Genomic DNA, 22581 nt, shown 5'->3' on the forward strand with positions numbered 1-22581 from the left:
GGATCTCTATGTCCCTGCGCGTTGCGCTGCTGCTCTGTTTTGCCACGCTGCTGGTCGGTTGTGTGTCCACCGGCAACGTCGATCCGCTGAGTACCAGCAAGGGACGTGACGAGGCTCGTCAAGCTTATGTGCAGTTGGGGTTGGGCTATCTTCAGCAAGGCCAGATGGAACGAGCCAAGGCGCCTCTGAAAAAAGCGCTCGAGCTAAACGGCTCCGATGCGGACGCCAATGCCGCGCTGGCTCTGGTGTTTCAGGCCGAGATGGAACCGGAACTGGCGAACCAGTATTACGAAAAAGCGTTGTCGGCACGTTCCAAAGACGCGCGAATCCTCAACAATTACGGCAGTTTTCTCTACCAGCAAAAGCGTTACAAGGAAGCTTACGAGCGCTTCGAGCAGGCCGCTGAAGATAACCTCTACGCCGAGCGCGCCCGGGTGTTCGAAAACCTCGGCATGACGGCTGTGATGCTCGGCAATCGCGACGCCGCCCGTGAGCATTTCGACAAAGCGCTGCGTCTGGATCGTCAGCAGCCACGCGCGTTGCTGGAAATGGCTGAGTTGTCGTACGAAGACAGGCATTATGTGCCGGCGCGCGATTACTACGAGCGTTTCAGCCAGTTGAGCGAGCAGAATGCGCGAAGCCTCTTGCTCGGCACGCGGCTGGCGAAGGTGTTTGATGATCGCAACAAGGCAGCCAGTTACGGCTTGCTTCTAAAAAGACTCTATCCCGGTACGCCGGAATATCAGCAATACCTGTCGGAGCAATGATGAAAGCGGCGCATCCCGAAGTTGTAGCAGCCACTCGCACGAACCCAGGCGAAACATTGCGACAGGCCCGCGAGAGCAAGAACTGGTCGCTGCCAGATGTGGCGTTGAGGCTCAACCTCACCGTGACTTCCCTGACTCATCTGGAAGCAGGCGATTTCGACAAGCTCCCCGGTCATACCTTTGCCCGCGGCTATGTCCGTGCCTACGCCAAGCTGCTGGACCTTGATCAAGCTGCATTGGTCAGTGCGTTCGATCAGTACACCGGCACCGACGGCAAGGGCAGCAGCGTTCATGCGCTGGGCCGAATCGAAGAGCCGGTGCGCCTGTCCCACAATATCCTGCGCATCGTCAGCCTCTTGCTGCTCATCGCGTTGATCGGCGGCGGCTTCGTGTGGTGGCAGGATCAAGCCACCCTGCGCGGCAAGGAGCCGACCAATCTGGGCATGGAGCACGTCGAAGTCGAAAGCGCCGACGGCACCACCCAGATCCATCCGCTCGACGAGCCGGAAGATCAAGCTGTGGCTCAAGGTCAGACCGCGCTGCCGTTGAATAACGCCGAGCCTGCGTCCGCGCCTGAAGCGCCTGCTTCATCCAGCACCGCGTCCAGCAGCACGGGCACCGTTGCAGGCGCTGTTGTTCCCCACAGCACATCAACCACCGCTCCGGTAACGCCTGCGCATACCGCGTCGACGCCAACCGCGCCGGTCACGACCGTAGCGCCAACGCCTGCGACAACCGCGCCCGTCAACAGCGCCCCGAGCGCAACCGCTGACGCCGCGACAGTACCGGCAGGTGCCGGCCGCGTGCAGGTTCAGTTTGTGAATGATTGCTGGACCCAGGTCACCGACGGCAATGGCAAAGTGCTGATGAGCGGTCTCAAGAAAAAAGGCGACAGCCTCGACGTCAATGGCAAGCCGCCGCTGACCCTGCGCCTGGGCTTCGCTCGCGGCGCGCAAGTGAGCTACAACGGTCAGCCGGTTGATGTGGCACCTTTCACCAGTGGCGAAACTGCTCGCCTGAAGCTAGGGCAATAAGTCATGCACGGCGAATCTCCGATCAAACGTCGCGAATCTCGTAAAATCTGGGTCGGCTCGGTGCCGGTCGGTGGCGATGCCCCGATTGCAGTGCAGAGCATGACCAACAGCGACACCAATGACGTCGCGGCCACGGTGGCGCAGATCAACCGTCTGGAAGCCGCCGGCGTGGACATCGTCCGCGTCTCGGTGCCGGACATGGACGCGGCCGAGGCGTTTGGCCGCATCAAGCAGTTGGTCAAGGTCCCGCTGGTCGCGGACATCCACTTCGATTATCGAATCGCCCTGCGCGTTGCCGAGCTGGGCGTCGATTGCCTGCGCATCAATCCGGGCAACATCGGCCGCGAAGACCGCGTCCGTGCGGTGGTTGAAGCGGCCCGTGATCGCGGCATTCCGATCCGCATCGGCGTCAACGCCGGTTCGCTGGAAAAAGACCTGCAGAAGAAGTACGGCGAGCCAACGCCGGCGGCTTTGGTCGAGTCCGCGCTGCGTCATGTCGAGCATCTGGACCGTCTGGATTTCCAGGACTTCAAGGTCAGCGTCAAGGCCTCCGATGTGTTTATGGCGGTCGAGGCTTATCGCCTCCTTGCCAAACAAATCATCCAGCCGTTGCACCTGGGTATCACTGAAGCGGGCGGTTTGCGCTCAGGCACAGTGAAATCGGCCGTCGGCCTAGGTATGCTGCTGGCCGAAGGGATCGGCGATACCATTCGGATTTCTCTGGCTGCCGATCCGGTTGAAGAAGTGAAGGTCGGTTACGACATCCTCAAGTCGCTGCGTCTGCGTTCCCGTGGCATCAACTTCATCGCCTGCCCGAGCTGCTCACGGCAGAACTTCGATGTGGTCAAGACCATGAACGAGCTGGAAGGGCGCCTTGAAGATTTGCTGGTCCCGCTGGATGTTGCGGTGATCGGTTGCGTGGTGAACGGTCCCGGCGAGGCGAAAGAAGCCCACGTCGGTCTGACCGGAGGCACGCCGAACCTGATCTACATCGATGGCAAGCCGGCGCAAAAGCTGACAAATGACAATCTGGTGGAACAGCTTGAACGCTTGATCCGCCAGAGAGCGGCCGAAAAGGTCGAGGCCGACGCAGCGCTGATCGCGCGCGGCTAACCCAGTTTCCAAGGAATATTTGTGAGTAAGTCTCTGCAAGCCATTCGTGGCATGAACGACATCCTGCCGGATCAAACGCCGCTGTGGCGCTACTTCGAAGGCACCGTATCGCGTTTACTGGATAACTACGGTTATCGCCAGATCCGCATGCCGATCGTCGAGTTCACCGACCTGTTCAAACGCTCCATCGGCGAAGTCACCGACATCGTCGAAAAAGAGATGTACACCTTCGCCGACCGCAATGGCGATTCGCTGACCCTGCGCCCTGAAGGCACGGCGGCCTGCGTGCGTGCGGTCCTCGAACACGGCATCACCGGCGGCGGTCAGGTGCAGAAGCTTTGGTACATCGGCCCGATGTTTCGCCACGAGCGTCCGCAGAAAGGCCGTTATCGTCAGTTTCACCAGATCGGTGTCGAGGTGTTCAACCTCGATGGTCCGGACATCGACGCCGAGCTGATCGTCCTGACCTGGCGCCTGTGGGGCCTGCTGGGCATCCGCAATGCCGTCAAACTGGAACTCAACAGCCTGGGCACCAGTGAAGCCCGCGGCCGTTATCGTGAAGCGCTGGTCGAGTATCTCTCGGCGCGTCACGAGCAACTGGACGAAGACAGCCAACGCCGTCTGAAAACCAACCCGCTGCGCGTGCTCGATACCAAACACCCTGAAACCCAGGCTGTGCTGGTCGATGCACCCAAACTGGCAGATTATCTTGACGACGAATCCCGGGTTCACTTCGAAGGCCTGAAGGCGCGTCTCGACGCGGCGGGCATTCCGTACGTGATCAACCCGAAGCTGGTTCGCGGCCTGGATTACTACAGTAAAACCGTATTCGAGTGGGTCACTGACCAGCTCGGCGCTCAGGGCACTGTCTGCGCGGGCGGCCGTTACGACGGACTGGTTGAGCAGATGGGCGGCAAACCGACGTCGGGCGTGGGCTTTGCGATGGGCATCGAACGTCTGGTGCTGCTGCTGGAAACCCTTGAGCAGATTCCCGAAGAGATCGCCCGTACGGTCGACGTTTACGTCTGCGCGTTCGGCGAGGCCGCCGAGCTGGCAGCGCTGACGCTGTCCGAGCGCTTGCGCGATCTGGCGCCGAACCTGCGTCTGCAAGTCAATGCCGGGGCTGGTAGCTTCAAGAGCCAGTTCAAGAAGGCCGACAAGAGCGGCGCGTTGTACGCGCTGATCCTTGGTGACGAAGAGCTGGCGCGCAAGGAAGTGGGCGTCAAGCCGCTGCGCGGTCAGGGCGAACAACAAAATATTGCCTGGGATGCTCTGTCCGAGCACCTGGCCACCTGCATCTCGCAGGGTTGAAGCAGATAAAAGCCGATTTAGCGAATAGGAGTATTGGGGTGTCGAGTACCGATGATGATGAGCTGGTTGCCGTAAAGGACTGGTGGCAGCGTAACGGCAAGCCTCTGGTGACCGGCGGCCTGCTGGCGGTGATCGTGGTGTTGGGCTGGCAAGGCTGGCAGCGCTATCAGAACAACCAGGCGCAAGGTGCTTCGGCGCTGTATCAGCAATTGCTGGAAACCGCACTGACGCCAAGCGGCCAGGCTGACGCAGGCCGTGTAGCCGAGATCGCCGGCAAGCTGAAAAGCGATTTCGGCGGCACCGCGTATGCGCAGTACGGCAGCCTGTTCGTGGCCAAAGTGGCTGTGGACACCGGCAAGCTGGATGACGCTGCGAACGAGCTCAAATCCGTGACCGACAAGCCGGCCAACGCGACCCTGGGTGAAATCGCCCGTCAGCGTCTGGCTCGTGTGCTCGCTGCACAGAACAAGGCCGAAGACGCGCTGAAGCTGCTCGACGGTCAGGCCGACACGTCGTTCGCGGCCAGCCGAGAAGAGCTGCGCGGTGACCTGCTGGTTCAGCTGGGTCGCACCGATGATGCCTACGCTGCATACAAGAAGGCCAAGGCGGCGCTTTCCGAAGAAGCGGCTGTTGGCGGTCTGCAAATGAAGCTCGACGATCTGGCGAAAGGGGATGCGTGACGTGATTCGTTGGAAACATGCAGCATTGCTGGCTCTGGCCATTCTGGCCGCGGGTTGCAGCAGCAACAGCAAAAAAGAGCTGCCTCCGGCAGAGCTCGTCGACTTCAAACAGGAAGTGACCCTGCAGAAGTTGTGGAGCCGTTCCGTCGGTGACGGTCAGGGCGACATCTACAACATGCTGGTTCCGGCCATCGACGGCGAGAACATCTACGCTGCCGATGCGAACGGGCTGGTCATGGCGATCAATCGCAGCAACGGCGACGTGGTCTGGAAAAAAGAGCTTGAGCAACCGGTCTCCGGCGCCGTCGGCGTAGGTTTCGGTCTGGTCATGCTCGGCACGTTGCGTGGCGAAGTCATCGTTCTCGATGAGGCCACCGGCGAGCAGAAGTGGAAAGCCAAGGCGACCAGCGAAGTGCTGTCCGCGCCGGCCACCAACGGCAGTGTCGTGGTTGCCCAGACTCAGGACGACCGGGTTATCGGCTATGACGCCATCACTGGCGATCAGCGCTGGATCTACGAAAGCAGCCCGGCTGTTCTGACGCTGCGTGGCACCGGTGCGCCGATCGCGACCTCGTCGCTGGCCATCGCAGGCTTGTCTACCGGCAAGGTTGTGGCGCTGGACATCAACAACGGCGTCCCGGCCTGGGAGCAGCGCGTTGCCGTTCCGACAGGTCGCTCCGAGCTGGATCGCGTGGTCGACATCGACGGTGGCCTGCTGCTTTCGGGCAACACGCTGTATGTCGCAACCTACCAGGGACGTGTAGCCGGTCTGGAACTGCAGAGCGGCCGCGTGCTGTGGCAGCGTGACGCCTCTAGCTATTCGGGTGTGGCGCAAGGCTTCGGCAGCGTTTACGTCTCGCTGGCCAACGGCACTGTGGAAGGCATTGATGAGCGCTCTTCCACCGGTCTGTGGAGCAACGACTCGCTGGCCCGTCGCCAACTCGGCGCGCCGGAAGTGTTCTCCAGCTACGTCGCGGTCGGTGACATGGAAGGTTATCTGCACCTGCTGAGCCAGGTCGATGGCCATTTCGTCGCCCGTGAAAAGATTGACAGCGATGGCTTGCGTGCACGCCCGCTGGTCTCCGGCAGCACCATTTACGTCTTTGGCAACAGCGGCAAGCTGGAAGCCCTGACGATCAAGTAGTGGCTGCCTATGCTTGAGGAGGTCGTTTTTCGGCTTCCCCAGGCGGCCCCGGTTTGATGGGGCGTGCGACGCTTCGGTGTCGCTCCGAACTCCGGCCGCTGCCTTGCAGCGGCTTTTGTATTTTCTGAAATAACGAAGTGGAGAGCCGCATGGTTCCCGTAATCGCCCTGGTGGGTCGACCGAACGTCGGCAAGTCCACCTTGTTCAACCGCCTGACCAGGACTCGCGACGCCATCGTCGGCGACTTGTCCGGTCTGACCCGTGATCGCCAATACGGTGAGGCCAAGTGGCAAGGGCGCTCCTACATCCTGATCGACACCGGCGGTATCTCCGGTGATGAACACGGCATGGACGAAAAGATGGCCGAGCAGTCGCTGCTGGCCATCGAAGAAGCCGATGTCGTGTTGTTCCTCGTTGACGCCAAAGCAGGCTTTACTGCCGCCGACCAGATGATTGGCGAGCACCTGCGCAAGCGCAACAAGACCTCTTACGTCGTTGCCAACAAGGTCGACAACATCGACCCTGACATGGCCCGCGCCGAGTTCGCACCGCTGGGTATGGGTGACGCGATTCCGGTTGCCGGCGCTCACGGTCGCGGCATCACTCAGATGCTCGAAATCGCCCTGCGCGACTTCCCGAAAGACGCTGACGAAGTCGAAGAAGGCGAAGAAGAGGAAGTCGTCGCTGAGGGTCAGGAAGCCAAGCGCATTCCCGGCCCGAGCGAGAAGGATGGCATCAAGATCGCCATCATCGGTCGTCCGAACGTCGGCAAATCGACGCTGGTCAATCGCATGCTCGGTGAAGACCGCGTTATCGTCTACGACGAGCCCGGCACCACCCGCGACAGCATTTACATCCCGTTCGAACGCAACGAGGAAAAGTACACGCTGATCGACACCGCCGGTGTGCGCAAGCGCGGCAAGATCCACGAAGAAGTCGAAAAGTTCTCCGTGGTCAAAACCCTGCAGGCGATCAAAGACGCCAACGTGGTGATCTTCGTGATGGACGCCCGCGAAGGCGTTGTCGACCACGACCTCAACCTGCTGGGCTTTGCCCTTGAATCCGGTCGGGCCTTGGTCATCGCACTGAACAAGTGGGATGGAATGGTGCCGAGCGAGCGCGACTACGTGAAGGTCGAGCTGGAGCGTCGGTTGTTCTTCGTCGACTTCGCCGACATCCACTTCATCTCGGCGCTGCATGGCACGGGCGTGGGTAACCTGTATCAGTCGGTGCAGAACTCGTTCAAATCCGCTGTGACCCGTTGGCCAACAAGCCGCCTGACCCAGATTCTGGAAGACGCGGTCAGCGAGCACGCACCGCCGATGGTCGGCAGCCGCCGCATCAAGCTGCGTTATGCCCACCTGGGTGGCGCGAACCCGCCGTTGATCGTGATCCACGGTAACCAGGTCGAGAAAGTGCCGAAGTCGTACGTCCGGTACCTTGAGAACACCTATCGCCGTGTGCTCAAGCTGGTCGGTACGCCGATCCGCATCGAGTTCAAGGGCGGCGAGAACCCGTACGAAGGCAACAAGAACACGCTGACCGACCGACAGGTCAACAAGAAGCGTCGGATGATGTCGCACCACAAGAAAGCCGACAAGAAGCGCCGCGACAAGCGCTGATCGTGTAACGGTCTTTCTCGGAAAAGGCGCCAGCGGCGCCTTTTTTTGTGCGCGACATCTGGGCTATCCTGCGAGTCCCCGAGCCCTTCAGGTGTCGGGAGTGGAGCAGGAAAACCCCCATGATCACCAGCAAACTGCCGAACGTTGGCACCACCATTTTTACTGTGATGTCTCAGCTTGCCGCCGAAACCGGGGCGATCAATCTGTCTCAGGGTTTTCCCGATTTCGATGGGCCTGACGCACTGCGTGAAGCCCTCTGCCGCCGCGTCATGGACGGCAACAACCAATACGCGCCGATGGCCGGCCTGCCTGCGTTGCGCGAGCAAGTAGCGGCCAAGATCGCTCGCTGCTACGGCCGTCAGGTCGGCATCGACAGCGAAATCACCATCATGCCCGGCGCCACCCATGCCATCTTCTGCGCGATCCAGACCGTTGTGAGCGCCGGCGATGAAGTGATCGTCTTCGACCCGTGCTACGACAGCTATGCGCCGTCGGTGGAACTGGCCGGCGGGCGCACCGTGCATGTGCAGCTCAAAGACGGCGACTTCGCCATCGACTGGGAAAAGCTCAGCGCAGCGTTGAGCCCTCGCACCCGGATGATCGTCATCAACACACCGCACAACCCCAGCGGCGCGCTGATCACCCGCGACGAACTGGATCGTCTGGCGGCATTGATCCGTGACCGGGATATTTATGTGCTTAGCGACGAGGTCTACGAGCATCTGGTGTTCGATGGCCTGCAACACGCCAGCGTACTGGCCCATGACGAACTCTATCAGCGCGCGTTTGTGGTCAGTTCGTTCGGCAAGACCTACCACGTCACCGGCTGGAAAACCGGCTACCTCGTTGCGCCGCCTGCACTGACCGCCGAAGCACGCAAGATCCATCAGTTCGTCGCATTCTGTGGCGTCACGCCGTTGCAGTGGGCGTTGGCCGATTTCATGGCAGCGCACCCCGAGCACGTCGACGAACTGCCGGCGTTTTATCAGGCCAAACGCGACTATTTCTGCGATCGCCTGGAAGCTTCGCGCTTTACCTTCACGCGCGCCAGCGGCACGTACTTTCAGCTCGTTGATTATTCGCAGATCCGTCCGGACCTCAACGACGTCGACATGTCGCTGTGGATGACCCGCGAGCACGGCGTGGCGAGCATTCCCATTTCGGTTTTCTATCAGAATCCGCCCGAAGGCCAGCGCCTGATCCGGCTGTGCTTTCCCAAGCGCGAGGAGACGCTGCGTCTGGCAGCGGAAAAACTATGCGCGATCTGACCACGCTGCCCAACTTGAATATCGCGCTGGTTCAGACCACGCTGGTCTGGCACGACGCCCCGGCGAACCATGCGCATTTTGAAGAACTGCTGGCCCAGGCCGGGGGCGCACATCTGGTGATCCTGCCGGAGATGTTCACCACCGGGTTTTCCATGGAATCCGAGACGCTGGCCGAGCCCGAAGACGGCCCGACCGCTCAGTGGATACTGGCCCAGGCCAGGCAACTGAATGCGGTGGTGACCGGCAGCGTGATCATTCGCGCCGCGGACGGCAGCCATCGCAACCGCCTGCTGTGGGCGCGGCCGGACGGCGAGCTGCTGCATTACGACAAGCGCCATCTGTTCAGAATGGCCGGCGAGCACGAGCACTACAGCCCGGGCGAGCGTCAGGTGCAGTTCGAACTCAACGGATGGCGAATTCGTCCGCTGATCTGCTACGACCTGCGTTTTCCGGTGTGGAGCCGTGATGCCCACAACACAGATCTGTTGCTCTATACCGCCAACTGGCCGGGCGCGCGCCGTCTGCATTGGAACCGTCTGCTGCCGGCGCGTGCGATCGAGAACTTGTGTTACGTCGCTGCGGTGAATCGCGTGGGAATCGATGGCAAGGGCTTTGCCTACACCGGCGACAGTCAGGTGCTGGATTTCCAGGGCGAGAGCCTGCTCAACATCGGCGAGGCGGATGGCGTGTTCCAGGTCAGCCTGTCAGCGCAGAGTCTGGCGGCGTACCGTGAGAAATTCCCGGCCTGTCTCGACGCTGATACATTCGAGATACAGTAACGTCATAGAGTTAACGGACGGGTGGTCGATAGCGGTTGTACCCAGACAGGAGATCGGTATGACCACCATCAGCACATCCTCATTGAATTCGTATTCCACCAATTTCACCGTTGCGGTCAAAAAAGACGCCACAACAACGGCGGCTGACAGCGACGCCTCCACCACCACAGATGCCACGTCGGCGTCTGCATCGACCACAGCCACTGCGGCAGGTGGCGCTGGCGGTGCTGGCGGTGCGGGTGGGGCGTCTGATTCTTCCAGCACCAGCGAGCAGGCCATTGCGAAGCTGGAAGAGCAGATCAAGGAGACCCAGAAGCGCTTGCAGGAACAGCAACAGCAACTCGCTGCCGCCCAGGCCAGCTCTGGCACCGACGAGGAGAAGTCGGCGCGGGTGATGGCCATTCAGGGACAGATCTCGTCGACGACCGCCAGCCTGTCGACGGAACAGGCGGCACTCTTGCAACTGCAGAAGTCCGGCAGCATCAACACCACCGCCTGATTCACTGATTCAGAGACAAAACCGCTCCATGACCCCGGTCGTGGGGCGTTTTTGCGTCTGCAATAAATTGGACTTCAGATGTTTGTACGCTGGCCGATACAAAGTGCACCTCATAAGGAGTTCATCATGACCACCATCAACACCAGTTCGTTGGGTGCTTACTCCAGCGTGTTCACGGCCGCCGTCAAAACCGACGACTCCAACAAGAGCGATGCCAAGACCGCCAGCGTCGAGCTGCGTGGCAATGTGTATGGCGACTCCAAGGCGGCAGGCGCCAGTGAGTCAGCCGAAGCGCCGAGCATGAAGGAGGAGATGATCAAACAGTTGCAGGAGCAGATTGAGCAAGCCCAGAAAATGCTCCAGCAGCAGCAAGCTCAGTTAGCCGCTGTCCAGGCCAGCAAGACGCCCGATGAGTTGAAGGCCACGCAGGTCATGGCGATTCAGCAGCAGATTTCCGGGACCATGGCTCAGTTGGGCGCACTGCAGGCGTCCCTGTTGAACTTGATGAAAGTCAAAGTCGACACCACGGCCTGATTATCCAGCGCTCAAACAAAAGGCCCGGAAGTTTGCACTTCAGGGCCTTTTTTATCGGGCGCAGCTTTCTATCCCGAAGCGTTAAGCCGCTTTCGTCGCATCAGCCTGGAGCAGGCCACGATTGAGGGCGCTGAACAGTGCCTTGAAGCTGGCCGTGGTGATGTTCTCGTCGATGCCGACGCCGTGTACCGCGCGATCGCCATCCACCCGCAGCTCGATATAGGCAGCGGCTTTGGCCGTGGTGCCCGCGCCGATGGCGTGTTCGTTGTAGTCCATGATCTCGGCCGACACCGGGAGGCCGGCCACCAACGCTTCCAGTGCGCCATTGCCGGTGCCTTTCCAGCGCAGATTGCTCTCGCTGTCGCCCATGCCGGTCACGACTACTTCGACAGCGCTGTTGCCGTTCTCTTCCTGCAAGCGATGGCTGACCAGTGCATACGGCTTGTTGGCCTGCAGGTATTCACGCTTGAACAGCGAGTAGATCTGCTGCGCGGTCATCTCCAGGCCAAGACGATCGGTCTCGCCCTGAACCACCTGGCTGAACTCGATCTGCATGCGACGCGGCAGGGAGATGCCATATTCCTGTTCCAGCAGGTAAGTAATCCCGCCTTTGCCGGACTGGCTGTTGACGCGGATGACCGCCTCGTAGCTGCGGCCGATGTCGGCTGGATCGATTGGCAGGTACGGCACTTCCCACAGCGTGCCTTCCTTCTGCTGAGTGAAGCCCTTGCGGATAGCGTCCTGGTGAGAGCCGGAAAACGCGGTGTGTACCAGGTCGCCGACGTACGGGTGACGCGGGTGCACCGGAATCTGGTTGCACTCCTCGACCACCTTGCGCACGCCGTCGATGTCCGAGAAGTCCAGTTGCGGATTCAGGCCCTGGGTGTACATGTTCAGCGCGACGGTCACGAGGTCGACGTTACCGGTGCGCTCGCCGTTGCCGAACAGGCAGCCTTCAACCCGATCCGCACCGGCCATCAGGCCCAGCTCGGTCGCCGCGACACCGGTGCCACGGTCGTTGTGGGTGTGCAGGCTGATGATTACGCTGTCACGACGGGAAATGTTGCGGCAGAACCATTCGATCTGGTCGGCGTAAATGTTCGGGGTGGCGACTTCGACGGTGGCTGGCAGATTGAGGATCACCTTGTTCTGCGGCGTCGCGTTCCACACTTCGATGACGGCGTCGCAGACTTCCTTGGCGAACTCCAGCTCGGTGGCGCTGAACGTCTCAGGCGAGTACTCGAACTGCCACTGGGTTTCTGGCTGCAGGGCGGCGTATTTGACGAACAGCTGAGCAGCATTCACGGCGATGGCTTTCACGCCCGCTTTGTCCTGGTTGAAGACGATGCGGCGGAAGGACGGACAGGTGGCGTTGTAAAGATGGACGATGGCTTTTTTCGCACCGCGCAGGGACTCGAACGTCCGCGCGATCAGGTCTTCGCGGGCCTGAGTCAGCACCTGAATGGTGGTGTCGTCCGGGATATGGCCGTCTTCGATGAGCGTGCGCACGAAGTCGAAATCGGTTTGCGAGGCGGAAGGGAAGGAGGCTTCGATTTCCTTCACGCCGACTTGAACGAGGGTCTTCCAGAAACGCAGCTTTTTGACCGCATCCATGGGCTCGATCAGCGACTGGTTACCGTCACGCAAGTCGGAACTGCACCAGATCGGCGCCGCAGTGATGGTCTTGGAAGGCCAGGTGCGGTCAGGCAGGTCGATGACAGGAAAGGCGCGGTACTTGGTCGAGGGATCTTTGAGCATGGTCATGTGAATAATCCTTGTTGTACTCAGGGCCGAAAGAAGGCGGCCAGCCGGTTGATGCGAGAGTAGCACTGCGGGTGAGCGTCGAGGCACCGCGTTCAGCTTTGCAGTCGTGCACTGACGAGGCAGAGGCAGCGATGTTGACGCATCAGAATGAGGGTGTGAGAGGTTTTCATGTCGCCAAACGTAACCAATGGGGTGAAAGCTGGCAAGCGGTTGCGGAAAATTGATGAATAATCTCGCGTAACTGCATTAGCCGGGTTTTAATCGCGATTTTCTCCAGTTTGTCGCTGGTCCGTTGCTCATGCCGTTGACTCCACGCAACGCGTAGCTCCCAATTGCACTCCCACACTCGATCACCACAACAACCCGTGTAGAGGGCCATCCCATGAAAGAAGCAGACTGGAAAATTCTCAGCCGACTAAGACCTCTAGCCGTGGAGCGCCTTTACGAGCGTATCTGGCAGGACATTCTGAAAAAAACAGCGCTAACGGACAAAGATGCTCGAGACCGCGTCCAAGGTGTCAGGGATGTGGCTAACAAGGGCGATAAACTTGTGGCCAAAGTGTTCGATTCCACCAACTTTTCAAGAAGTAATTTCAGTTTTCACCTCTATGCGCTGGTCGCGGAGGATCTGATTACTGATGAGGAGCTGCGGCAGTTCAGCGATGAAGTCCAGGATCGGCTAAAACTGTGGCGCGAGGGGTGAAGCAGAGCTGACTTCATCCCTGTTCGCATGCGGTTCGGTTTGCGTACCTGATGGCACGCCGCTAAGAGTCCCGTCAAAAGGTGTTACGGCTGAAACGCATTGATGAAAATCGCCGGATCTACCCGCGCGTCATTCAGGCTGACGTTCCAGTGCATGTGCGGCCCCGTTGCGCGACCGGTCGAACCGACGCGCCCGACCACACCACCGCGCGGAATGGCATCGCCAACCTTCACGTCGATCTTCGACATATGGCAGAACATGCTGATGAAGCCCTGCCCGTGATCGACGAACACCGTGTTGCCGTTAAAGAAGTAGTTGCCGATCAGAATCACCTTGCCCGCGGCCGGCGACTTGATAGGCGTACCGGCCGGAACCGCGAAATCCAGTCCGGCGTGAGGATTGCGCTCCTCGCCGTTGAAGAAGCGCCGCACGCCGAATTTGCTGGAGAGCGGCCCGTCCACCGGTTTGTCCAGCAACAGGTTGCTTGGCGTCACGGGACTGAACGTACGGTAAGCGCGGACCTGCACGTCGAGTTCCTGCTCGATGCGCTTAAGGTCGTCCGGGTTCGGATTGACCTGACGCTGGTTCTTCAGGGTGATGCGCTGCTCCGGGTACTTCTTGTTGCCCACCACGAAAGGCAGGTTGCGGCCGCCGCTGCTGACCTGCTGCGCAGTGCCTGGTTTGACGCTCAGCGGAATGCCGACGATGGCCAGCCAGCGCGCGTCCTGATCCTTGACCACCAGCACGGGTTTGCCCTGCCACGTGGCTTTGGGCGCTTGCGGGGCAGGGCCGAGATCGACCACCGCCACGCCGCCGGGCATGGGCTTGTTGACCAGGCGGGAAATGTAGCTGTCAGCGTAGGCGGGCAGGGCAGCACACATGACCAATGCAGCAGTTGCCAACGAACGGGTTAGAAAAGAAGGCATTGATCAATCCAGAAGTGAAAGGGTGACAGGCGTCAGATGGTTGTCTTCGACGCGCACCTGCAGTTCGCCGTCCGCCAGCTTTGCCGTCAGTCGCTGACCCTGATGAGTCTGCTCGGCAGCGCGAATGGCCCTGCCGCGTTCATCCAGTAAAATACTGTAACCACGGCCAAGGGTCGCCAGCGGGCTGACCACATTGAGCGTCTGCACCTGACTTTGCAGCTGCAAGCGACGGCTCTTGAGGTTCTCCTTGATCGCACGGGGCAGCCGCTCGGCCAGTACCGCCAGGCGCTGACGCAGAAACATCAGCGTGCGTCCCGGATGTTGCGCCGCCAGGCGGCTTTCCAGATGGCTCATGCGCACCTGGCGCTTGTGCATCTGCTGCTCGAAGGCCCGGCGCATGCGCATGTCCAGATCGTCGAGGCGCTGGGCGCGCTGGCGTAACCGTTCACCGGGGTGACGCAAGCGGCGGGAAATCCCGTCCAGACGCAATTGCTCGCGCATCAACCGGTCCTGCATGCGGCTGATCAGTCGGCGCTCCAGGCTGTCGACCCGACGGTGCAGATCGCTTGAATCCGGCGCCAGCAATTCAGCGGCGGCGGAGGGCGTCGGCGCGCGCACGTCGGCGACGAAGTCACTGATCGACACATCCGTCTCATGCCCGACTGCGCTGACGATCGGCGTCACGCACGCATCAATGGCGCGGGCAACGGCTTCTTCGTTGAAGCACCACAGGTCCTCCAGCGAGCCGCCGCCCCGGGCGAGGATCAACGCATCGAAGCCGCGGCCGTCGGCGAGCTTCAACGCGCGCACGATCTGGCCAATGGCTTCGCGGCCCTGCACGGCGGTGGGAATCAGGGTGAGTTCGACCTGGGGCGCGCGACGACGAAACACGCTAATGATGTCGCGAATCACCGCCCCGGTCGGGGAACTGATGATGCCGATCCGCTTGGGGTGCAGCGGCAGGGCGACCTTGCGCTCGGCGCTGAACATGCCTTCGGCGCTGAGCTTTTCCTTCAACGCATCGAAGGCCAGACGCAGCGCGCCATCGCCAGCAGGCTCCACCGTGTCGAGAATCAGCTGATAGTCGCCGCGACCTTCAAACAGCGAGACCTTGCCGCGCACCTTGACCGCCAGGCCGTCCTTCAACGCCTGACGTACCCGCGCCGCGTTGCTGCGAAACAACGCGCAACGCACCTGGGCGCCGGAGTCCTTCAGCGTGAAGTAAACGTGCCCTGAGGCGGGACGCGAGAGGTTGGAAATCTCGCCCTCGACCCAGATGCTGGAGAACACATCCTCCAGCAGCACGCGTGCGCGGCCGTTGAGCTGGCTGACAGTGAGGACGTCCCGGTCAAGGCCGAGTCTTGCGAAGGGGTCTTTGATCATGGCGGCATCATAAAGGCATTGGGGCACGGGTCACCAGATGAGATCGCCGACGGCGTGCGACCCGACGGCCCTACTTGACGTCACCGACAGCACGATTAAGCTGCCGCCCCCCGATTACTCGTCAGACAGGCCCTTCATGGACACCCAAAGCATCATCGTCCCGCAAATCTCCAGCTTCCCTGCGCACGAAGCGAAGGCGCGGGCGATCCTGCGCTGGCTGGTGAAGCTGAACGTCGTCGAAGAATCACTGACCACCTGCGGCCGCAGCTTCAATCGCATGGCTTACGCGATTGCGCCCGGCGCGCGACGCTTCGTTGAAAACCCTGACGCCTTGCCGTTCGGTCAGCCGGTCAACGGTCTGGAAATCGTCCTCAAGCGCTGCATCTATACGCCGCAGCAGGGCTTCAAGGAGGAGGCCGGTTGCCCTGAATGCCGGCGCGAGATCGGCGAAGCCCTGTTCGACAGTCTGGAAGACTGGATGCCGGGCCACACCGACAACTTCATGTGCCCCGAATGCCGTCATGAAGATGACATCAACGGATTCCTGTTTCTGGAGCCGTGCGGGTTCTCGAATCTGGGATTCATATTCAATAACTGGCTGGACGCCGGCTTTAAAAGCAGCTTTATCGAGGCGTTTGCCGAGCGCATGGACCGTCCGGTGTCCTATGTCAAAGTCAGGATGTAGATCTTCGCCACCGTGATTGGGCGCATTAATCCGGTTCATTAGTAAATAGCCTGATCTTTACATTGAGATACTGCAGGTGTCTGGGTACAATGGCGCGCTTCCATTTTCCCGCTCGGGAGCCCAGCGATGCTGCGTATCAGCCAAGAAGCCCTTACATTCGACGACATTCTCCTTGTGCCCGGTTATTCCGAGGTGCTTCCCAACGAAGTCAGTCTGAAAACACGATTGACCCGTGGCATCGAACTCAACATCCCCCTCGTTTCCGCCGCTATGGACACCGTCACTGAAGCCCGTCTGGCAATCGCCATGGCTCAGGAAGGTGGCATCGGCATCATCCACAAGAACATGACCGTCGAGCAGCAAGCTGCCGAAGTGCGCAAGGTCAAGAAGTTCGAAGCGGGTGTGGTCAAGGATCCGATTACCATCGAGGCTGACGCCACCGTTCGCGACCTGTTCGAACTGACCCGTCAACACAACATCTCCGGCGTTCCGGTCCTGCATGACGGCGAGCTCGTCGGCATCGTGACCTCCCGCGACGTCCGCTTTGAAACCCGCCTGGATATCCCTGTCCGCGAAGTGATGACGCCGAAAGAGCGTCTGGTCACCGTCCGTGAGGGCGCCGACAAGTACGAAGTGCGCGATCTGCTGCACAAGCACCGCCTGGAAAAAGTCCTGATCGTCGACGACAAGTTCGCGCTCAAGGGCATGATGACCGTCAAGGACATCGAGAAATCCAAAGCCTGGCCTCTGGCGAGCAAGGACGACCAGGGTCGTCTGCGTGTCGGCGCTGCAGTCGGTACCGGTAAAGACACCGGCGAACGCGTCAGCGCACTGGTTGCTGCGGGCGTGGACGTCATCGTTGTCGATACCGCACATGGCCACTCCAAAGGCGTGATCGACCGCGTTCGCTGGGTCAAACAGAACTTCCCTGACGTGCAAGTCATCGGCGGCAACATCGCCACCGGCGCCGCTGCACGCGCACTGGTCGAAGCCGGCGCTGACGGCGTCAAGGTCGGCATCGGTCCTGGTTCCATCTGCACCACCCGTATCGTCGCTGGCGTGGGCGTCCCGCAGATCAGCGCCATTGCCAACGTGGCTTCGGCACTGGAAGGGACAGACGTTCCGCTGATCGCCGACGGCGGCATCCGTTTCTCGGGTGACCTGTCCAAGGCCATCGTTGCCGGTGCGTACTGCGTGATGATGGGTTCGATGTTTGCCGGTACCGAAGAAGCACCGGGCGAGATCGAGCTGTTCCAGGGTCGTTCGTACAAGGCGTATCGCGGCATGGGTTCGCTGGGCGCAATGTCCCAGGCCCAGGGCTCGTCGGACCGCTACTTCCAGGACTCATCCGATGGCGCGGAAAAACTCGTACCGGAAGGTATCGAAGGCCGCGTTGCGTACAAGGGTTCGCTGACTGCCATCGTTCACCAGTTGATGGGCGGCCTGCGCTCGTCGATGGGTTACACCGGCAGCGCCGACATCCACGAAATGCGCACCAAGCCTGAGTTCGTGCGCATCACCGGTGCCGGCATGGCCGAGTCTCACGTTCACGACGTGCAGATCACCAAGGAAGCGCCGAACTACCGCGTAGGTTGATCGGAACGCGCCTGATGACTCAGGCGCGCTTCACGAATTGTTTACCGGGGCTGTTCATGACAGCCCCGTCTTGTTTCTGATTTTCGACGAGAATGACTATGGCCCTCGACATTCACGCCCACCGCATCCTGATCCTGGACTTCGGTTCCCAGTACACCCAGCTGATCGCCCGTCGCGTTCGCGAAATCGGCGTGTACTGCGAGCTGCACCCGTTCGACATGTCGGACGAAGCGATCCGCGAATTCGCCCCGAAAGGCATCATCCTCGCCGGTGGCCCCGAGTCCGTGCACGTTGCCGACAGCCCGCGCGCGCCCCAGGCCGTGTTCGACCTGAACGTGCCGATCTTCGGGATCTGTTACGGCATGCAGACCATGGCCGAGCAGCTCGGTGGCCGCGTCGCCGGTTCCGAATTGCGTGAATTCGGTTACGCCCGCGTCGACATCGTCGGCAAGAGCCGCGTGCTGGATGGCATCGAAGACCACGTCGACGCCGACGGCGTTTTCGGTCTCGACGTGTGGATGAGCCACGGCGACAAAGTCACTGAAATCCCGGAAGGCTTCCACGTTCTGGCCAGCACCCCGAGCTGCCCTATCGCTGGCATGGCCGACGACACCCGCGGCTACTACGGCGTGCAGTTCCACCCGGAAGTGACCCACACCAAGCAGGGCGGTCGCATCCTGTCGCGCTTCATCCTCGACATCTGCGGCTGCGAAGCACTGTGGACCCCGTCGAAGATCGCTGAAGACGCCATCGCCCAGGTTCGCGCCCAAGTCGGCACCGACAACGTACTGCTCGGCCTGTCTGGCGGTGTTGACTCCTCGGTGGTCGCAGCGCTGCTGCACAAAGCCATCGGCGACCAATTGACCTGCGTCTTCGTCGACAACGGCCTGCTGCGCCTGCACGAAGGCGAGCAAGTCATGGCCATGTTCGCCGAGAACATGGGCGTCAAGGTGATCCGCGCCAACGCCGAAGACCAGTTCCTCAACAACCTGGCCGGCGAAAGCGATCCGGAGAAGAAGCGCAAGATTATCGGGCGCACCTTCATCGACGTCTTCGACGCCGAGTCGACCAAGCTCGACAACATCAAGTATCTGGCCCAGGGCACCATCTACCCTGACGTCATCGAATCCGCTGGCGCCAAAAGCGGCAAGGCCCACGTCATCAAGTCGCACCACAACGTGGGCGGCCTGCCGGAAGAGATGAACCTGAAACTGGTTGAGCCACTGCGCGAACTGTTCAAGGACGAAGTCCGTCGTTTGGGTCTCGAACTCGGCCTGCCGTACGACATGGTCTACCGCCACCCATTCCCGGGCCCGGGCCTGGGCGTGCGCATCCTCGGTGAAGTGAAGAAGGAATACGCCGACCTGCTGCGTCGCGCCGACCACATCTTCATCGAAGAACTGCGCAAAGCCGACTGGTACCACAAAGTCAGCCAGGCCTTCGTGGTGTTCCAGCCGGTGAAATCGGTTGGCGTCGTCGGCGACGGCCGTCGTTACGCCTGGGTCGTCGCCCTGCGTGCCGTCGAAACCATCGACTTCATGACCGCACGGTGGGCACACCTGCCTTACGAGCTGCTGGAAACGGTGAGCGGCCGGATCATCAATGAGATCGAAGGCATTTCGCGCGTGACGTATGACGTGTCGAGCAAACCGCCTGCGACGATTGAGTGGGAATGATCAAATTCTGATCTGAACTCGTTATAACGTCGTAGCCTAAAGGCCGGGGGGCATCAACGCATCCCCCGGCTTTTTTGCATTCAAAGCTTCAAAGCCTCACCGCACCAACGTCATCCCCATCAGCTCCAGCGCCGACGTCAAATCCCCCAACGTCTCAAACCGACGGCCGCTCACTCGCTGCCACTTCGGCCGGTCGATAAAGACGCGCTTGCCCTCCCGCTTGATCTCGGTACGAACCGCCAAGCCTTCATTGCTGCGGTGAACGAGGCTCAACTGACCGTCACTGTCATCGAGGGTGAACATGCCCGCTCGAAGCAGTTTGTTCTCCAGGTTGAGATCGGTCTGGGGCGTGGCGACCAGAACCTGCAGCCGTAGATCACTCTGCACTCGTCCCGCACGACGGCCCACCGTGTCGGTCGTTTCTATGCCGGGGTCTGACGTCATTCCCGCTGACTCTGCCACACGAACGTCCTCAATGCGCAGCCCTACAGCCCCTTCCAGTTCTGCGACACCGGCAACACCCTGGTACGTATTGGCGTGGGAGTTACCCACAAGTGCCACCCAGTTGCCGTCGCTTCTCGCCCCTCGGTCTGCGTCGATCACACCCTTGGCATAGTAGTTCATCACCTTCTGCCGCAGCGTTTGCTCCGCACCTTCCATGCCGTCGACGCGGTAGCTCGCCATGCAGTCGATTGCCCGGATGCGCACGCGGTTTTCTTGCGCGGATTTGAGCACGGCCATGAAGGTGTACTTTCCGGTTGGGTCAGTTCGATGGCCTTTGTCCAGCGTCTTGATGTACTCCTCGAGCTGAGACGACAAAGTGCCGGTTCTCGAAAAAGCATCCAGATCAGCCTGATGGAAGTCGGTGAGCATGTGCTCCATGTAGAGGGTTTTCACCTTGAGCTTGGCGAGTAACGGCATCTGTTCAATGAGAAATTGCTTGCTGCCGATCCCGGCATGACTCTCGCCGATGACCAGGCCCGACGAGCGTTTGAATAGGCTCTTGAGAACGCTTTTGAGCGGCGCGTTGGCAGGCAGTTCGGGAATCTCTGGACGCTTTGGCTGTTCTAGCGTGTTGAAGAATGCGTTGGCGTCGTCTCGCAGATTGCGACGCATGCGCTTGAACTCGTCGTACGGGTCGGGCTTGTCGAAATCGGGACTGCGATAGCGATCGTCGACAAAGCGACCGCCATACTGCGCGCCATCCATGACCTCCGGTTTCAGCGCGTCGGGGATTTCGTATGGGCTGGGAGGGGTGGTCGTCTGCGGAGAAACGCCGACACCACGACCGGGCAACATCCTGCCGAGCACCTTCCCGCCGCCTGACAGGCCCAGGGGTGTGACAGGCTCCCACGTGCCGGCGCTGTTAAGTCGCACAGGCAAGTTTCGGTAAAACGAGAAGGGATTTTCCGGATCAATGATGGCCCAGGATTTGAGCTCGTTGATGTAGCGAACGGCGTAGGCGAAGCCATCGACCTCGATAAACGTCTCGCCCTGATCAGTCAGGTAGATGCCTTTCATACGGCCTTCGCGTATGGGTTCGAAGGCGTCCAGCAGCATGTTGGTCTCGAAGGAGGCCAGCCCATCGTTGCGTTCAAAGGGGTAAACGGATTCTGGTTCGAAGCCCGGCGTGTCAACGAATCCATCAATAGGCTCATCGACTTCGTGTACTGGCTCACCCTCAAGTTCAGGCCGCAGCAACTCGCCTTCCGATATCGCTTCCCCGCCGACAAGAAAGGTGCTGTTGAACAGGACGTCGATGCTGGCCGTCACAGCGCCGATAACCCCCGCCTTGCGTTGCGCCGTGCTTGCGCCGTTCAGGGCCTGATCGATATTCAGGCCCATGTCGGCGATGCCCGCGCCGACGGCTGCCAGCGCAATCGGCCAGTCAATCGCTGCCAGCGCACCGGAAAGCTGAGAGAACGACCGCAGATAACCAATCCACATCTGTTTGCGCAGGTCGCCGTTGGAGTGCAGCGCCAGGTCTGCATCGGCCAACAACCGCGTGCGGATTGAGTCGCGCAGATGAGTGAACGGGTCGCCCGACACGTGCTGGCTGTGTTGATTGATCACGCCGGGATTCGCTGCGCCCCATGTGGTGTAAAGCACGTCCAGGCCGTGAAACAACCCGATGTTGTCGTCAGCCTCGCCGTGGGCTGACAGCGGGAAGTGACCCATGAAACGCGCGCGTCGCTCCGGGCGGTTGTTTTGCGACAGCAGCCACCAGTGCAGTTCTTCCGGCGTCGCAAAAGCATGAAACGCCTGCACTTCGCCGGGGGTGTAGAGAATCTGTCGGCCGCCGGCGGTCACGATGCGCAGGATATCGCTGGCCTCGTAGCCGATCACGTCGAAGGTCCAGACGCTCGCTTCGGCGCTGGCCGGAGCGCTGGCTTGAAGGGTTTCCAGGCTTGGTGACTCGGGCGGTTCTACGTTCGCCGCGCGTAGGACGCTTCGCAGGTCCTCTTCGGTGAGCCATCCCGCTTGATGGTCTTCAAGGGCGCTGGCGATAAAGTTGGCCTTGGCCATGGTGCGGAAGTGATCGGCGAAGTCGCGCCAGAACGCCTTCAGCTTCTCGTGATGGCGGGATTTGAAATCCACTGACCAAAACTCACCCATGACCTGGGCGGGCAACATCCTGACCTCGTTTCGCTCATCGAAGGCTTCCGCATCGGCGTCTGCGGTGTAGAACCCGCTAAGCATCTGCAGGGTGTCAGCGTTGTCCTGGTCGTGGGGATTGAAACGGTGCATGACCAGCTGCGGGAGGGTCATCGACTGATAGGGCGCGTCGCGGTGCTGCCAGCCATTGAATGATCGCGGACTGCTAACCGCCGTGTGGAAGCGGTGCCAGTAAACCGTGTCGGGTTCGGCGTCGTGACCGGTCTGACGCAGGAGGATTTCCCGGGCGATGCTGCGGGCCATTTCACGCATGTCCGGGCAGGCCTCGACCAGACGCTCACTTATTCTGATGAGGGCGGTTCGATCCTGGTCCAGGGTTGCAGAGGACAGGTGATTAACTGCGGTGGTCATATTCGTCTTCCTTGATGAACGGGAAGACAAGCTTGGCGGGATTGCCGATTCATTTGGCACTAAATATGTA

Annotated in this window: 19 protein-coding genes; 15 read left to right on the forward strand and 4 right to left on the reverse strand. The window is 60.6% G+C overall.

The window, feature by feature from the left end; all coding sequences use genetic code 11:
* Positions 1-8 precede the first annotated feature (8 nt).
* The 11 genes from pilW to ABEH28_RS12120 all read left to right on the forward strand — a co-directional run bounded on the left by pilW (position 9) and on the right by ABEH28_RS12120 (position 10751).
* On the forward strand, positions 9-767 hold the full coding sequence (pilW, locus tag ABEH28_RS12070; RefSeq protein ID WP_192170741.1) for a type IV pilus biogenesis/stability protein PilW: 759 nt from the start codon (positions 9-11) through the stop codon (positions 765-767).
* The gene (locus ABEH28_RS12075) at positions 767-1801 is read left to right on the forward strand and encodes a RodZ family helix-turn-helix domain-containing protein (RefSeq protein WP_192170742.1); all 1035 of its coding nucleotides are present in this window, start codon (positions 767-769) and stop codon (positions 1799-1801) included. Before pilW ends, ABEH28_RS12075 begins: the two co-directional genes overlap by 1 nt.
* Before the next feature lie 3 nt (positions 1802-1804).
* Complete coding sequence (gene ispG / locus ABEH28_RS12080; RefSeq protein WP_065990008.1) at positions 1805-2914, forward strand: flavodoxin-dependent (E)-4-hydroxy-3-methylbut-2-enyl-diphosphate synthase; 1110 nt, start codon at positions 1805-1807, stop codon at positions 2912-2914.
* Between the two features lie 21 nt (positions 2915-2935).
* Positions 2936-4225, forward strand: a complete 1290-nt coding sequence (gene hisS / locus ABEH28_RS12085) for a histidine--tRNA ligase (RefSeq protein ID WP_192170743.1) — start codon at positions 2936-2938, stop codon at positions 4223-4225.
* Between the two features lie 38 nt (positions 4226-4263).
* A complete protein-coding gene (locus ABEH28_RS12090; RefSeq protein WP_192170744.1) occupies positions 4264-4905 on the forward strand; it encodes a tetratricopeptide repeat protein in 642 nt (213 codons plus the stop codon).
* Entirely contained in the window at positions 4898-6049 is a 1152-nt protein-coding gene (bamB, locus tag ABEH28_RS12095) for an outer membrane protein assembly factor BamB (protein ID WP_065990004.1), read from the forward strand. Before ABEH28_RS12090 ends, bamB begins: the two co-directional genes overlap by 8 nt.
* A 149-nt stretch (positions 6050-6198) precedes the next feature.
* Positions 6199-7671, forward strand: a complete 1473-nt coding sequence (der, locus tag ABEH28_RS12100) for a ribosome biogenesis GTPase Der (protein WP_065990003.1) — start codon at positions 6199-6201, stop codon at positions 7669-7671.
* 119 nt (positions 7672-7790) lie between these two features.
* Positions 7791-8939, forward strand: coding sequence for a pyridoxal phosphate-dependent aminotransferase (locus ABEH28_RS12105; protein ID WP_346630036.1), 1149 nt, complete (start codon positions 7791-7793; stop codon positions 8937-8939).
* Entirely contained in the window at positions 8927-9718 is a 792-nt protein-coding gene (locus tag ABEH28_RS12110; RefSeq protein WP_346630037.1) for an amidohydrolase, read from the forward strand. Before ABEH28_RS12105 ends, ABEH28_RS12110 begins: the two co-directional genes overlap by 13 nt.
* A gap of 58 nt (positions 9719-9776) precedes the next feature.
* Positions 9777-10217, forward strand: coding sequence for a hypothetical protein (locus ABEH28_RS12115; RefSeq protein ID WP_346630038.1), 441 nt, complete (start codon positions 9777-9779; stop codon positions 10215-10217).
* 126 nt (positions 10218-10343) lie between these two features.
* Positions 10344-10751: a hypothetical protein gene (locus tag ABEH28_RS12120; RefSeq protein WP_346630039.1), complete on the forward strand. Its 408-nt coding sequence runs from the start codon at positions 10344-10346 to the stop codon at positions 10749-10751.
* 81 nt (positions 10752-10832) lie between these two features.
* On the opposite strand, the gene leuA is transcribed toward ABEH28_RS12120, so the two are convergent.
* Complete coding sequence (gene leuA / locus ABEH28_RS12125) at positions 10833-12515, reverse strand: 2-isopropylmalate synthase (RefSeq protein ID WP_192170749.1); 1683 nt, start codon at positions 12513-12515, stop codon at positions 10833-10835.
* Positions 12516-12897: 382 nt separating this feature from the next.
* On the opposite strand from leuA, the gene ABEH28_RS12130 reads away from it, so the two are divergent.
* Entirely contained in the window at positions 12898-13218 is a 321-nt protein-coding gene (locus ABEH28_RS12130; protein ID WP_192170750.1) for a peptide ABC transporter substrate-binding protein, read from the forward strand.
* An 83-nt stretch (positions 13219-13301) separates the two neighbouring features.
* On the opposite strand, the gene ABEH28_RS12135 is transcribed toward ABEH28_RS12130, so the two are convergent.
* The gene (locus tag ABEH28_RS12135; RefSeq protein ID WP_346630229.1) at positions 13302-14099 is read right to left on the reverse strand and encodes a peptidoglycan DD-metalloendopeptidase family protein; all 798 of its coding nucleotides are present in this window, start codon (positions 14097-14099) and stop codon (positions 13302-13304) included.
* Positions 14100-14147: 48 nt separating this feature from the next.
* On the reverse strand, positions 14148-15527 hold the full coding sequence (xseA, locus tag ABEH28_RS12140) for an exodeoxyribonuclease VII large subunit (protein ID WP_122623414.1): 1380 nt from the start codon (positions 15525-15527) through the stop codon (positions 14148-14150).
* Positions 15528-15663: 136 nt separating this feature from the next.
* On the opposite strand from xseA, the gene ABEH28_RS12145 reads away from it, so the two are divergent.
* The 3 genes from ABEH28_RS12145 to guaA all read left to right on the forward strand — a co-directional run bounded on the left by ABEH28_RS12145 (position 15664) and on the right by guaA (position 19484).
* Complete coding sequence (locus tag ABEH28_RS12145) at positions 15664-16212, forward strand: sugar ABC transporter ATPase (protein ID WP_346630040.1); 549 nt, start codon at positions 15664-15666, stop codon at positions 16210-16212.
* A 126-nt stretch (positions 16213-16338) separates the two neighbouring features.
* A complete protein-coding gene (gene guaB, locus ABEH28_RS12150) occupies positions 16339-17808 on the forward strand; it encodes an IMP dehydrogenase (protein ID WP_172610855.1) in 1470 nt (489 codons plus the stop codon).
* A gap of 98 nt (positions 17809-17906) precedes the next feature.
* Entirely contained in the window at positions 17907-19484 is a 1578-nt protein-coding gene (gene guaA, locus ABEH28_RS12155; RefSeq protein ID WP_122535040.1) for a glutamine-hydrolyzing GMP synthase, read from the forward strand.
* 96 nt (positions 19485-19580) lie between these two features.
* Here guaA and ABEH28_RS12160 read toward each other — a convergent pair whose 3' ends face one another.
* Entirely contained in the window at positions 19581-22511 is a 2931-nt protein-coding gene (locus tag ABEH28_RS12160) for a membrane-targeted effector domain-containing toxin (RefSeq protein WP_346630041.1), read from the reverse strand.
* Positions 22512-22581: the final 70 nt, after the last annotated feature.

The sequence above is a fragment of the Pseudomonas sp. Ps21-P2 genome, assembly GCF_039672565.1.
GTDB lineage: Bacteria > Pseudomonadota > Gammaproteobacteria > Pseudomonadales > Pseudomonadaceae > Aquipseudomonas.

Excerpts from the sequence above, each read along its gene's own strand:
- ABEH28_RS12145 (WP_346630040.1), top strand. The coding sequence starts at position 15,664 with ATGGACACCCAAAGCATCATCGTCCCGCAAATCTCCAGCTTCCCTGCG.
- ABEH28_RS12135 (WP_346630229.1), bottom strand. The coding sequence starts at position 14,099 with ATGTGTGCTGCCCTGCCCGCCTACGCTGACAGCTACATTTCCCGCCTG.
- leuA (WP_192170749.1), bottom strand. The coding sequence starts at position 12,515 with ATGACCATGCTCAAAGATCCCTCGACCAAGTACCGCGCCTTTCCTGTC.
- ABEH28_RS12160 (WP_346630041.1), bottom strand. The coding sequence starts at position 22,511 with ATGACCACCGCAGTTAATCACCTGTCCTCTGCAACCCTGGACCAGGAT.
- guaA (WP_122535040.1), top strand. The coding sequence starts at position 17,907 with ATGGCCCTCGACATTCACGCCCACCGCATCCTGATCCTGGACTTCGGT.
- ABEH28_RS12115 (WP_346630038.1), top strand. The coding sequence starts at position 9,777 with ATGACCACCATCAGCACATCCTCATTGAATTCGTATTCCACCAATTTC.
- ABEH28_RS12120 (WP_346630039.1), top strand. The coding sequence starts at position 10,344 with ATGACCACCATCAACACCAGTTCGTTGGGTGCTTACTCCAGCGTGTTC.
- guaB (WP_172610855.1), top strand. The coding sequence starts at position 16,339 with ATGCTGCGTATCAGCCAAGAAGCCCTTACATTCGACGACATTCTCCTT.
- ABEH28_RS12075 (WP_192170742.1), top strand. The coding sequence starts at position 767 with ATGAAAGCGGCGCATCCCGAAGTTGTAGCAGCCACTCGCACGAACCCA.
- pilW (WP_192170741.1), top strand. The coding sequence starts at position 9 with ATGTCCCTGCGCGTTGCGCTGCTGCTCTGTTTTGCCACGCTGCTGGTC.
- der (WP_065990003.1), top strand. The coding sequence starts at position 6,199 with ATGGTTCCCGTAATCGCCCTGGTGGGTCGACCGAACGTCGGCAAGTCC.
- ABEH28_RS12105 (WP_346630036.1), top strand. The coding sequence starts at position 7,791 with ATGATCACCAGCAAACTGCCGAACGTTGGCACCACCATTTTTACTGTG.
- ABEH28_RS12110 (WP_346630037.1), top strand. The coding sequence starts at position 8,927 with ATGCGCGATCTGACCACGCTGCCCAACTTGAATATCGCGCTGGTTCAG.
- ABEH28_RS12130 (WP_192170750.1), top strand. The coding sequence starts at position 12,898 with ATGAAAGAAGCAGACTGGAAAATTCTCAGCCGACTAAGACCTCTAGCC.
- ispG (WP_065990008.1), top strand. The coding sequence starts at position 1,805 with ATGCACGGCGAATCTCCGATCAAACGTCGCGAATCTCGTAAAATCTGG.
- xseA (WP_122623414.1), bottom strand. The coding sequence starts at position 15,527 with ATGATCAAAGACCCCTTCGCAAGACTCGGCCTTGACCGGGACGTCCTC.
- bamB (WP_065990004.1), top strand. The coding sequence starts at position 4,898 with ATGCGTGACGTGATTCGTTGGAAACATGCAGCATTGCTGGCTCTGGCC.